General features: G+C 64.4%; 11 protein-coding genes. 4 read left to right on the forward strand and 7 right to left on the reverse strand.

The features are described from left to right. Window positions 1–78 precede the first annotated feature (78 nt). Window positions 79–435: a hypothetical protein gene (locus tag LDZ27_RS16995; RefSeq protein ID WP_244817144.1), complete on the forward strand. Its 357-nt coding sequence runs from the start codon at window positions 79–81 to the stop codon at window positions 433–435. A gap of 75 nt (window positions 436–510) precedes the next feature. Here LDZ27_RS16995 and LDZ27_RS17000 read toward each other — a convergent pair whose 3' ends face one another. The 4 genes from LDZ27_RS17000 to glgC all read right to left on the reverse strand — a co-directional run bounded on the left by LDZ27_RS17000 (window position 511) and on the right by glgC (window position 5,651). Further along, on the reverse strand, window positions 511–1,947 hold the full coding sequence (locus tag LDZ27_RS17000; protein WP_244817145.1) for a dihydrolipoyl dehydrogenase: 1,437 nt from the start codon (window positions 1,945–1,947) through the stop codon (window positions 511–513). A gap of 6 nt (window positions 1,948–1,953) precedes the next feature. After that, window positions 1,954–2,754, reverse strand: coding sequence for an SDR family oxidoreductase (locus tag LDZ27_RS17005; RefSeq protein WP_244817146.1), 801 nt, complete (start codon window positions 2,752–2,754; stop codon window positions 1,954–1,956). Window positions 2,755–2,826: 72 nt separating this feature from the next. After that, on the reverse strand, window positions 2,827–4,287 hold the full coding sequence (gene glgA / locus LDZ27_RS17010) for a glycogen synthase GlgA (protein WP_244817147.1): 1,461 nt from the start codon (window positions 4,285–4,287) through the stop codon (window positions 2,827–2,829). Window positions 4,288–4,376: 89 nt separating this feature from the next. Next, entirely contained in the window at window positions 4,377–5,651 is a 1,275-nt protein-coding gene (gene glgC / locus LDZ27_RS17015) for a glucose-1-phosphate adenylyltransferase (protein ID WP_244817148.1), read from the reverse strand. A 480-nt stretch (window positions 5,652–6,131) separates the two neighbouring features. Here glgC and pdxY point away from each other — a divergent pair, with 480 nt between their 5' ends. Beyond that, the gene (gene pdxY / locus LDZ27_RS17020) at window positions 6,132–7,013 is read left to right on the forward strand and encodes a pyridoxal kinase PdxY (protein ID WP_244817149.1); all 882 of its coding nucleotides are present in this window, start codon (window positions 6,132–6,134) and stop codon (window positions 7,011–7,013) included. Between the two features lie 5 nt (window positions 7,014–7,018). Here pdxY and LDZ27_RS17025 read toward each other — a convergent pair whose 3' ends face one another. Continuing rightward, window positions 7,019–7,504 (reverse strand): hypothetical protein, encoded by a 486-nt coding sequence (locus LDZ27_RS17025; RefSeq protein ID WP_244817150.1) that lies wholly within the window; start codon window positions 7,502–7,504, stop codon window positions 7,019–7,021. Between the two features lie 583 nt (window positions 7,505–8,087). On the opposite strand from LDZ27_RS17025, the gene LDZ27_RS17030 reads away from it, so the two are divergent. After that, window positions 8,088–9,263, forward strand: a complete 1,176-nt coding sequence (locus LDZ27_RS17030) for a hypothetical protein (RefSeq protein ID WP_244817151.1) — start codon at window positions 8,088–8,090, stop codon at window positions 9,261–9,263. 355 nt (window positions 9,264–9,618) lie between these two features. Here LDZ27_RS17030 and LDZ27_RS17035 read toward each other — a convergent pair whose 3' ends face one another. Next, window positions 9,619–10,104, reverse strand: coding sequence for a hypothetical protein (locus tag LDZ27_RS17035; protein ID WP_244817152.1), 486 nt, complete (start codon window positions 10,102–10,104; stop codon window positions 9,619–9,621). Window positions 10,105–10,321: 217 nt separating this feature from the next. Further along, window positions 10,322–11,149 carry a shikimate dehydrogenase gene (locus LDZ27_RS17040; RefSeq protein ID WP_244817153.1) on the reverse strand — a complete coding sequence of 276 codons (828 nt, stop codon included), beginning with the start codon at window positions 11,147–11,149 and terminating at the stop codon, window positions 10,322–10,324. 164 nt (window positions 11,150–11,313) lie between these two features. Here LDZ27_RS17040 and LDZ27_RS17045 point away from each other — a divergent pair, with 164 nt between their 5' ends. Beyond that, a complete protein-coding gene (locus LDZ27_RS17045) occupies window positions 11,314–12,351 on the forward strand; it encodes a Gfo/Idh/MocA family protein (RefSeq protein ID WP_244817154.1) in 1,038 nt (345 codons plus the stop codon). The last annotated feature ends 269 nt before the right edge of the window (window positions 12,352–12,620 follow it).

A 12,620-nucleotide genomic window follows, 5' to 3' on the forward strand; every position in this document is an offset into this window, starting at 1 on the left:
CAGTTAAAACGGTGTCGCGCGCGCCTCCGATGCAGGCGACTAGCCCGGTCTTTCGGGCGATCAGACGAGGAGCACGCGATGCAAGTTACACGTCATTTCAATATGGAATTGCGGCACGCCACGGTGCCGACTTATGTAGCCAGCTATTTCTTCCCGTTGCTTCTTTTGGCATACGAAGCCTGGCGAGTAGGATCTTGGGTCGCGGTGAACGGCTTCAACTTCATGAACTTCAACTCGATGGGGTATGAGTTCGCGTTGATGATCGCCGTGTTCGCCATGCAGGTCATCGTGGAAATCGCGTTTCTCGCGGGCGCCGTGCTGACGCGGCATAAGGATGTCGGCCATCGGCTGGCGAATCTGCTGCTCGGCATTTTCTGCTCGATGGTCGTGCTCGGTTTCGACCTTGCGCTGCAATATGGCCTGAGCGGAAGCTGATCGCAACAGAAGGTTCAAAACGCAAAGGCCGGCTTCGTGAGCCGGCCTTTGTCGTTAGATGAGCGCCTTCAGCCTTCAACAGCCGGCGGCGCTTGGCAAGGCGGGCGGCGTGGCGGCGCGCTCCGCGTAGCATTTGCTGTTGGCATCCTTCAGCGCCGTGCGCAAGCCTTCTTCGACGACCGGGTGATAGAACGGCAGCTCGAGCATGTCGTCGAGCGTCAGGTCGAGTTGCAGCGCCCACGCGAGCAGATGGCCGAGATGTTCCATCGCCGGACCGCAGCCTTCCGCGCCGCGCAGCTTGCCGGTCTTTGCATCGGCATACACATGAAGCAGGCCGCGGTTCTCGCGCATCACGCGGCTGCGTCCCTGCGTTTCGAACGACACTTCTCCGGTGACGGTCATCTGCCTGTCGAGCGCGTCATACGATGCGCCGACGATCGCCACTTGCGGCTCGCAAAACACAATCGAGAAAGGAACCTTGCGTTTGACCGGCTGCACGTTGGGGAAGCGCGCGGCGCTGTCGCCGGCGAGCTTGCCTTCGTCGGCGGCGTCGTGAAGCCACGGACGCGTGCCGTCGCAATCGCCCGCAATGAAAATCGCGCTGTCGCCGCACTGCATAGTCGATTCGTCGAAGAGCGGCACACCCTTGTCGTTCAGTTCGATGCCCGCGTTCTCCAGCGCGAGCGGCTTGAGATTCGGCGCGCGGCCGGTCGCGGCCAGCACGAGGTCGAACTGTTCGGTGCGCGGTTCGCCATCGCGCGAAACGAAGCGCAGCGTGGGCTTGCCGTCCTCAAGGGAAAGGTGTTCCATTCTGGCATCGGGATCAAGATGGAACTCGTCGGCGAGCGAGGCGGCGAGCGCCTCGCGCACGGGCGTGTCCTTGAGCGCCGCGACGCTTCCGCCCTTGCCGAACATGGAGACCTCGACCGACAGCCGCGACAGCGCCTGACCCAATTCGAGCGCGAGCGGCCCGGTGCCGAACACCGCGATGCGCTTCGGCAGCGCGCGAAGCTCGAAGAGATCGTCGCTCGTGATGAGCCTGTCGCCGAATACCTTGAGTTCGTCGGGAATATGCGGCGCCGCGCCCGTCGCGATGACGACGCGCTTTGCCGCGACGCGCGTCTCGTTCCCGACGACGAGTTGCCCCGGCGCCTCGAAGCGCGCTTGTCCGCGCAGAATCGCGTCTTGCGGAAATGCTTCGGTTTCCTTGATGATGCCGCTCACGAAATAGTCGCGCTCACGGCGCACGTAATCGAGCACGCGGGCCGAATCCGCTGCGAGCGCATGCGTGCCTTCGATGCCGCGCGGCGCGAGTGCGCGGCCGTCGTGCAGGCCGTTCGCCGCCGCGAGCAGCAGCTTCGACGGCATGCAGCCGACGCGCGCGCACGTCGTGCCGAATTCGCCGCCTTCGATCAGCACGGCGTTCGCACCGGCCTCGCGTGCCGCGCGGAAGGCGGCCATGCCCGCCGTGCCCGCGCCGATCACCGCAACGTCCACTTCGATCGTTTTCATGTCGTATCAGCCGTTGTCCGCGAACCCCGGATAGAGCGTCATGCCGCCATCGACGAAAAGCGTCGTGCCGACGACGTAATCGCTCTCGTCGGAGGCGAGCCACACCGCCGCGCGGCCGATGTCCTCGACTTCGCCGATGCGTCCATACGGCACGAGCGTCAGAAGCCGGTCGAGCGCTTCCTGCGTGTCCCACGCGTCCTTGTTGATCGGCGTGCGGATCGCGCCCGGCGCAATCGAATTGACGCGGATGCGCTGGGGCGCGACTTCCTGCGCGAGCGACTTCATCAGCATCTGGATGCCGCCTTTGGACGCCGCGTAGTTCACATGTCCCGCCCACGGAATCACTTCGTGCACCGAACTCATCGCGATGATTTTCCCGAGCGCCTTCGACACCGGCCGCGGTCCGCGCCGCACGAATTCGCGCACGGCACGTTGCGCCGTGAGGAATTGGCCGGTCAGATTGGTGTCGATCACTTTACGCCACTGCGCGAGCGTCATGTCGGCAAAGCGCGCGTCCTGCTGCAGCCCCGAGTTCGCGACGACGATATCCACGGTGCCGTAGCGTTTCACGACGGCGTCGAACATGGCGTCGATGGCGTTCTCGTCGGACACGTCGGCGCCGACTGGAAAGGCTTCGCCGCCGAGCGCGGAGATTTCGCCGGCGAGTTTTTCAGCCGGCTCCGCGTGTGAGTGATAGTTGATGGCGACGTGCGCGCCGGCTTCCGCGAGCGCCTTCGCCACGCCCGCACCGATGCCCGAACTCGCGCCCGTCACGAGCGCGATCTGCCCTGCGAGAACTTTTTGCATTGAGCTTTCCCGATTCGAATGAACGGTTCGATCGGAGCAAGGTGCGCGCCCGCGAGCGCGGGCTTCACGCAGTTATGCGAGCAGTTCGTCGTAGACGTCGGCGTAACGCTGCGCCGCCGCTTCCCATCCGAAGTTCTGCGACATCGCGCGCTTGACGACCGTTTTCCACTCCGTGCGGCGCGACTTGAGCGCGAACGCCCGGCGGATGGCCGCGACGATGCCCGCGCGCTCGAATCGCTCGAAGACGAAGCCCGTTGCCGTTTCGTCCGCGAGATTTTCGAGCGAGCAGTCGACGACCGTATCCGCGAGCCCGCCCACGCGATGCACGAGCGGAAGCGAGCCATACGCGAGGGCATAGAGCTGCGTGAGGCCGCACGGCTCGAAGCGCGACGGCACCATGACGATGTCGCTGCCCGCGATGATCGAATGCGACAGCGTTTCGTCGAACCCGAGTTCCACCGCGACCGCGCCCGGATGCGCCGCCGCCGCGTTCTTGAGGCCGGTTTCGAGCGCCGGGTCGCCGGTGCCGAGCACGACGAGCTGTCCGCCGCGCTGCACGATGTCCGGCACCGCCGAGAGCAGCAGATCGAGCCCTTTCTGCTCGGTGAGCCGGCTGACGACGCCGAAGAGCAGGGCGTCGTCGTCGCGGGCGAGGCCCATGCGTTCCTGCAGCGCCGTTTTGCACTTGCTCTTCGCGGACGGCTTCGCGGCGGTGTATCGCGAGGCGATGACGTCATCGGCGGCGGGACTCCAGATCGAATAATCGACGCCGTTCAGAATGCCGCTGATGTCGTGCGTGCGCGTTTGCAGCAGTCCGTGAAGCCCCGCGCCCTGCGCTTCGGTCTGAATCTCGCGCGCGTAGGTCGGGCTGACGGTCGTGATGCGATCCGCGTAGAACAGGCCGGCCTTGAGGAACGAGATCTGGCCGTAGAACTCGACGCCCTCCACCGAGAAGAAGTCGGGCGGCAGATGCAGCGCGCCGAAATGCGACGCCGGAAACACGCCCTGATACGCGAGGTTGTGCACCGTCATCACGCTCGGCACGCGCGGCGCGCCCGAGCGCTCGAATGCGCGCAGATAAGCGGGCGCGAGACCCGCGTGCCAGTCGTGCGCGTGCACGATGTGCGGCCGCCACGCCGGGTCCGCGCCCGTCGCGATGCGCGCCGCGCACAGGCCGAGCAGCGCGAAGCGGCGATCGTTGTCCGCGTAGGGGCGATGCGCGGCATCGAGATACGGATTGCCGGGGCGGTCGTAGAAGGAATCGGCGCGCACGACATACACCACGACGCCGTGCGGCTTGAGCACGCCGCGTTCGAGCCGCACCTCGCCCGCGCCGAAGGCCGCGCCCAGATCGGCGGCCGGTTGGAGATCGGAAAGCCCGGCGAGCACAGAAGGAAAACCCGGCAGCACGACGCGCACATCGGTGCCCACGCGCGATTGCGCGGGCGGCAGCGCGCCGGCGACATCCGCGAGGCCGCCGGTTTTGAGAAGCGGAAACATCTCTGCTGCGACATGCAGCACGCATACGGTCATCGGCGCTCCCGTCGATCGAGGGTTGACTTCGTTTTCAGGCGCCGCGCGAAGGCGGCGCGCGGGTGCGGTTCGGCGCCCGCTCGCGCCGGCTAACGTTCGGCGAGCCGCGCGAGCGCTTCGCGCGTGACGAGCGTGACGCCCGACTCGGTGCGGAAGAACCGCGCGGCGTCGTCGTCGGGATCCTCGCCGATCACGAGACCTTCCGGCACCGTGCAGCCGCGGTCCACGACGACGCGCTGCAGGCGGCAACTCGGCCCGACCGTCACCTGAGGCAACAAGACTGCCTCATTGATGTTACAGAACGAGTGCACGCGCACGGCCGACGAAAACACCGACTTCGACACTTGCGAGCCGGAAATCACGCAGCCGCCGCAGACGAGCAGATTGGTGATCGCGCCTTGCTGACCGTTGAGGTCGCGCACGAACTTGCCGGGCGGCAATTGCTCCTGGTTGGTCCAGATCGGCCACTGGCGGTCGTAAAGATCGAGTTGCGGAATCGTCGAGGCGAGATCGAGGTTCGCGGCCCAATACGCGTCCACCGTGCCGACGTCGCGCCAGTAAGCGGGCGCGTTCGGATCGGCGTCGGAGGTGACGCACGACATGCCGAACGGATGCGCGATCGCCTTTCCGCTCATCACTACGCGCGGAATGATGTCCTTGCCGAAATCGTGGTCCGTGTTCGACGTCTCGATGTTCTCCTGAAGCATCTCGTACAGATACTTCGCGCTGAACACGTAAATGCCCATGCTCGCGAGCGCGACATCGGGCTTGCCGGGCATCGGTGGCGGATCGGCGGGCTTCTCGAGAAACGCAGTGACGCGGCGATTCTCGTCGACGTGCATCACGCCGAACGCGACCGCGTCCATGCGCGGCACTTCGATGCAGCCGACCGTGCAGTCCGCGCCGCTCTCGACGTGGTCGAGCACCATGCGCGTGTAGTCCATCTTGTAGACGTGATCGCCCGCCAGCACGATGACGAACTCCGGCCCGATGGAGCGCACGATATCGAGGTTTTGATACACGGCGTCCGCCGTGCCGCGATACCAGCTCGAATCGACGCGCTGCTGCGCCGGCCAGATATCGATGAACTCGTTGAACTCGCCGCGCAGAAAACCCCAGCCGCGCTGGAGATGGCGAATCAGCGAGTGCGCCTTGTATTGCGTGACGACGGCGATGCGGCGGATGCCGGAATTGAGGCAATTGGACAGCGCGAAATCGATGATGCGGTACTTGCCGCCGAAGTGGACGGCGGGTTTGACCCGCTTGTCCGTGAGCGGCCCGAGACGCGTGCCGCGCCCGCCGGCGAGGACGATTGCGAGGGTCGACTTCTGCAAATCGGTGCGATTCTTGGACGGCGTCTCCATGTCGGCTCCTGTTTGACCTGCGTTTGTTGATGTCGTGTGGTGCGGGGTCCTCGTGCTGATGGCCGTGCGCGGCCCGGACGGTGCGCGTTCGTCGGAATGTCCGTTCGTGAGTCGGTTGGTCGGTCGGTCGTCCGGTCGTTGATCGTCGAAGCATTATCCGGCGCGCGTCGCCATTCGTGTACTCGCGCGGTTTGATTTTTTCATCGCGATGCATTCTCGTCCGGCGGCGTTATTCCCCTGTCGATTCGGTCTGCCGAGCGCTGTCGTCGAGCCGATCAGCAAACAACGTGCCGAACGCATATGCGACGCAGCGGCGCTGTTGCACGCGCGCGACTGGACAACACGGGCGGGCGCAATTTATAACGAGCGCTCCATGCCGCAGTGCGTCGAAGCGCGGCACAATACAAGACACGCTTCGGCTGCCGCGCGCCGCAAGCGTCTTCCTCTCCGTCCGCATTCGCATCACCCGGGAATCACAACATGAACAATGTCCTGAGTATCCAGTCGCATGTCGTATTCGGACATGCGGGCAACAGCGCGGCGGTCTTTCCCATGCGGCGGCTCGGCGTCAACGTCTGGCCGCTCAATACGGTGCAGTTCTCGAACCATACGCAATACGGCCGCTGGACCGGCAGCGTGGTCGATGCAGAGGAATTGCAGAACGTCATCGAAGGCATCGGCGCCATCGGCGTGCTCGCGCGTTGCAACGCCGTGCTCTCCGGCTATCTCGGCGCGACGGAGCAGGGGCGCGCCGTCGTCGAAATCGTGAAGATGGTGAAGGCGGTCAACCCGCGCGCACTTTATTTCTGCGATCCGGTGATGGGCGCAGCCGGCGGATGCATCGTCGCGCCCGGCATCGAAGACTTCCTCGTTACGACGATGCCCGAAATCGCCGACGCGATCATGCCGAATCACACCGAGCTTGAGAGGCTCGTTGGCCGCACGATCGAGACCGTCGAAGAAGCCGTCGATGCATGCCGCGAAGTGATCGCGCGCGGGCCGCGCACGGTGCTCGTCAAACATCTGCTGGATCGCAACAGCCGCGCCGATACGTTCAACATGCTCGCCGTGAGCGCCGGCGAAGCGTGGTTCGCGCAGCGGCCGCTTTATCCGTTCGCGCGTCAGCCGGTGGGCGTCGGCGACCTGACGAGCGCGGTCTTCGTCGCGCGCACGCTGCTCGGCGACTCTCTGCGCACCGCGCTAGAACATACGCTCGCGGCCGTGAACGCGGTCGTCAAGACCACTTACGATGCCGGCCGCTACGAGCTGGAGATCGTCGCTTCGCAGGACGAGATCGCGAAGCCGACCGACCGCTTTCCGGCCATCCGCGTGATGGGCACCGAACCGGTGAAGGCGCGCTGAAACGGTCAGGCGCTCTGTTGCGCGGCAGCCGCCATCGCCCTGAAGTTCGCGGGCGTCGCGAACGCGAGGTAGTCGGCCTGCATCTCCGGCGTCAGAAATTCGAGCATCGTCGAGTTCTCGATCCACAACTCGATCACGTCGAATAAATCGTTGCCGCGCGTGCAGCGCACCGCGCGCCAGCCTTCGCGCTCGCCAATCGCGAGCACCTGTTCGGCCGAGCGCTTCGTCGCAATGGCCATATGAAATGCGCTGTAGGGCGGACGTTCGACGGTGCCCGCGCCGTAGCTCACGCTCGTTTCGTGGCCGCCACCCGGCGTGATGACGCGGTCGCCCGGATAGACTTCGATGATGCTGCCACGATCGTCGCCGGCGACGGCCATCCACGCATCGGGGAACGGCGAGAACGGCGCGGCGAAGCCGTCCCACAGTTCGGCGAGCACATGGGCGACATGCCGCGGATCGCGGGCGGGGATGGACGCATGAAAGATCATGGAGCGCTCCGATGAACGTGAGGATGCGCTCGCGATGCTTTCATGCCGCCCTCGTTAATGTCAATTGGCATTGAGCGCGGGATTGCGGATAAATGCTTTGTTTTGTCGTCCGGAATGCTTTTGTCTGAGTATCGGATTATTAGATTGACGCCGAATTAACGCGCGCGCTAAAAACGAGTGACTTTCCGCTTGCGACGACGTGGCTTGAACGTTACGCTTCGTGTCACCGGCGATTAACGCGCCGGATCACGCTTTTCCCTCGCTCACGAATAAGTGAGCAATAAAAAGAACTGCGCCCGTCGCGGCGTAGTCAGTGGCGATTCGCATACATTCGGCCATATCGACCGCATGCGAAGCCACACAAGGCAAAACTTGCGCATGAGACCAGCGCCCGGACGAAACCACTCGGTTTCGCCCTGTCTCATGTCGTCAGTACGTTTTGTCGATGCTCGATTCACGCAAGAGACAGGCATGCACGGACATGCCGTCGCGTAGCGTTGTGCGCTTTAAATCGCACTCGAAACGAATTCTTTTAACGATGCAGCGGAGTTGAGACATGGTTCAAGGAAAGCATACTTATTGGATGGGCGCACTGGCAACGGCTGCCGCAGTCGTCATGCTCGCGAGTTGCGGCGGCGGCGGCGGTGGCGGAAGCAGCAGCGGAAGCGGATCGGCCGGCGGCACCGGCACGACATCGTCGGGTTCGAGCGGCAGTTCGTCGACCGTCACGCCGACGCTCGCCGCAGCGACGCCGGTCCTCGACGGCACCGCGCTCGGCGCGTCGCAATGGCCGAGCGGCTCGACATCGAGCGGAGGCACCGGCCAGCCGGTGAGCGGACTCAGCTGCACGGACGTCGGCAACACCTATACCTATTCGCACCTTTCCATCTATCAGAACGGCAAGCAGCTCGCGCTGCCCACGAACATCGGCACGGTCGCGCCGACGATGGCCATGCAACGCGGCTGCGTCTATCCGGTGCATACCGTCGATTCGACCGGCAAGATCCGCATCGACGCGACGAACAACACGCCGTACACGCTCGGCCAGTTCTTCGCCGTCTGGGGCGAGCCGCTCTCGACGACGAACGTCGCGGGCATCAGCGGGCCGGTCACGGCATGGGTGAACACGGGCGGCACGCTCACGCAATACACCGGCGATCTCGCGAGCCTCGTGCTCCCGGCGCACGGCGAAGTGACGCTTGCGATCGGCACGCCGCCCGCGCAGGTCGCGACTTACACATGGACTGATCCGCCCGCGTTCAACACCACGCCCGTGACGCTGGTTTATGGCGGCGTCGTCGGCACGCCCGCTTGGCCGAATGGCGGCACGGCGACCGGTTCGACCATCGACGGCATCATCTGCGGCGCGGGCATGAGCGAGACGTTCCATGTGCATTCGCATGTGGCGATCTTCAAGGATGGTCAATGGCTCGCGCTGCCGCAGCAGGTCGGCATTCCGGGAAGTTGCAACTACGAGATGCATACGCATGACGAGACCGGGATCATCCACATCGAAACGCCGAACGTGAAGACGTTCACGCTCGGCGAGTTCTTCGATATCTGGGGGCAGCCGCTTTCGACGACGAACGTCGCGGGCAATACCGGCAACATCGTCGTCTATATCAACGACAATGGCGACGTGCGCCGCTATATGGGCGATCCGCGCGATATCGTGCTGACGTCGCATCGCGACATCACGTTCCAGATCGGCGCGCCGATCACCGCGCTGCCGACGTATTCGTGGTATGAGCCGCAGTAAGCGCTAGCAGGGCGCGTTGACGAGACGGGCGGCGTTCGAAGAACGCCGCCCGTTTTGTTTTGCGACGACGAGGGCCGCCGGGTGATACCGGTTCTATGCGCGCTCAAAAAAAAGCCGCCCGGGGTAGGCGGCGAGAGCGCGTCCGTTGCGAGACAATCCCTTTCGGGGGAACGGACGCGTGAGGAGACAACTGCACGGAACTCAGTATCGCCGCCCTCGTCGTCCGTCTCAACCTGCATTTGGAAGCACTGCATTTCGACTTGGCCGGATTATGACGATGCGCGCGCGCGATCGCGCGTTAGCCTCCGGGAACCCGCGTTCCCGAGTGAAATGCTGTTCCGCGACGTTACGTGATTCAGCAATCGTTCGATGCCATCAACCGCGGATAGCCTGGTCCGCTGGAATCGATGATCGTCACGCACGCGCCAGGCTCGACGTTCAGCGCGCTGTCGATGGCGCGCTGGCCGGCATCGCGCGTTTGCACGCCGTAGCGATAAACCTTGACGGTTTGCTCGGGACGTTTTTCGAAGAGGCTCGTCAGATCGAGGCTCAGTCCGGCGCCCGCCCCGACGCCGCTCCATCCACTGCCGCCGATGCCGCCCACGCCTACGCCGACTCCCGGCGCAGAAGATGACGCCGCATCGGTCGTGACCGTGGTCAGATATTGCTTGCTCGCGATGCGTCCGCTGGCGATGCGGGCATCGGCCGGAATGGAAGCCGATGTGCCACCGCCAGCGGCGCACGCCGCGACAAACGTAACTGCGGCGAGCGTGGCGCTTGCGCGCGCGGCGTGAAGAAGAATGCGTTTGAGAGAGTGTTGACCCGCGTTGATTGCAGCCATTTGAAGCCTTTATTTAGGCCCTCGATCGGATGGCGAGCTAAAGAGGCGCTCGCTATGTTGCCGGCTGCAAGCTCGCGTCGTGCACACTTGCATTTGCGACGAAGCCGCGGCCCGCGGCCGGCGTGCGCTGCGGAGGGGAGCGAAGCGCGGCGGTATGGTGCAGCAACGCGGCGGGCCTTTGAACCAGACGGGTCCTATTCGACGCGCGGCGAGGAGCTCACGCTTCGAGCAGATAGGCGACCATCGCGTCACGGACGCGGCCGAACATCTGCGTTCCGGTGACGGTTGGACAACCACGCGCACGCGCGGCTTCGATGAAAGGCGTGACCGGCGGCTTGGTGACGACATCGCCGACGAACGTGGCAGGCGCAAGCCGCGATACGTCGATCGGCAACGCATCGTCCGGCCGCATTCCCGCTGGAGACGCATTCACGACGATGTCGTAGGTCTGCGCGCCGGCATCGTCCGCGACGGCAACGGTCCCGCGTCCCAGCGACGCAAGGCGAGAGGCGAGGGCGTCGGTGCGCGCGGCATCGACGTCGCGGATTGCGAGCGAGGCCACGCCCGCGCCGATCAGCGCATGACCGATGGCCGACCCCGCTCCGCCCGCACCGATAAGCAACGCGCGCTTCCCCGATGGCTCGCAGCCCGCGTCGCGCAGTGCGGCAACCATGCCGACGCCATCCGACATGCCGCCGTGCCATGTGCCGTCCGCGTTTCGCCTGAGCATGTTGGTCGCGCCGAGGAACGCCGATTCGGCGGCTAGCGTGCGGCAATACTGCGTCGCGCTGAACTTGTGCGGCACGGTGATGATGACGCCATCGACATTGCGCATCGCCGAAATGCCCGCGAAGAACGCATCGAGATCGGCGGGCGCGACGTGCGCCGGAACGACGATCGCGTCGCGCCCGGCGGCGCGCATCGCCGCAGTCACGCCCGACGGAGAGCGCACCTGCGCAATAGGGTCGCCGACGATGAAATAGACGCGCGTTGCGCCGCTCAAGCCCGCATCGAGCGATGCGGATAAGGAAGTGTCCTGCGTCATGCGTCGATCGCCTCCCTGGACGCTCGCGGGATGGCGCGAGCGCGTTGTCGATAAGGTCCGTGAACTGTAGTTGAGGTTGGAATAGCATTCAACAAATGCCTCTTTCCGCAAGCAACTAACGGTCTTGTTTTTTTCATACACCCGAACAGACAAGGAGCAAACGAATGAGCAAGAAACGCTTGGCAGTTGCCGGGGCAGGCGCCATCGGACGCATGCACGTCGAACGCGCGCGGCTTCATCCCGACTGCGAAGTCGTCGCGGTGGCGGACCCGTCGTCGGAGGCGCGGGCGTGGGTCGAAGCGCAGGGCGTGCGCTGGTTCGCGACCGTTGAAGCAATGCTCGACGCCGCGCAACCGGATGGCGTTATCGTCGCCACGCCCAACGCGACGCATCTCGAAGCGGGGCGCACTTGCATCGCGCACGGAATTACGCTGCTCGTCGAGAAGCCGATTACGGATTGCGTCGTGCAGGCTCGCGAGCTCGTCGATGCCGCGCGGGATGCGAACGTGCCGCTGATGGTCGGTCATCAACGGCGGCATAGCCCGATTCTCAAGCGCGCCAGAGACATCGTTCGAAGCGGGCGACTCGGCCAGCCCGTTTCGGCGAGCGCACTCGCGACCTTCTACAAGCCCGCTGCCTATTTCGATGTCGACTGGCGCAGGAAGCCCGGCGGCGGTCCGGTGCTCATCAACCTCATCCACGACATCGACATGATGCGGTTTCTGCTCGGCGAGATCGTCGAAGTGCAGGCGCTGACGTCGAACAAGGTGCGCGGCTTCGACGTCGAAGACACCGCCGCCGTTTTGCTGCGTTTCGAGAACGGCGCACTCGGCACGCTCACCGTGTCCGATTGCGCGGTCTCGCCGTGGAACTGGGACCTCGCCGCTGGCGAGGCGGCGCATTACCCGCGACAGAACGTCAATACACATTTTCTCTCGGGCACGGACGCATCGCTGAGCTTGCCGCTCCTCGAAATCTGGGACTATCGCGGCGGGAAGGGCTGGCACGATCCGCTGACCGTCGAGCGCACCGCGCCGCACTTCGGCGATCCGTATCACGAGCAACTGCGTCACTTTGCGGCCGTGATCGATGGCAAGGAAGCGCCGCTCTGTTCCGGCGACGACGGCGCGCGGACGCTTGCGGTGACGCTCGCTGTGCATCGGTCGGCGCTGGAAAGACATTCCGTTGCGCCGGAATATTGAGGCTGCATCTGGAATCTCACTTTGCGCTGGAATAGCGTTCCGAACGCTAACGGTATTCCTGTCGACGCGGAGCCGAGCGCTGTTGACAATGAAGTTTCGAATCGGAGGCGGCGCTCATCGCCGGACACGAGCGGCTCCAGTTGATAGGTAACGTTTTCTACGCATATCGAAGTAATAACTATGCGCTGTTCCTATTCCTCGGTTTGATTCAGGCGGCCGGCGCGCGAGGGACTTTCCAGCGAACCTGCCGACATGCGCGCGCCGAAGAA

Origin of the sequence: Caballeronia sp. Lep1P3 (genome assembly GCF_022879595.1) — a bacterium.
Lineage (GTDB): Bacteria > Pseudomonadota > Gammaproteobacteria > Burkholderiales > Burkholderiaceae > Caballeronia.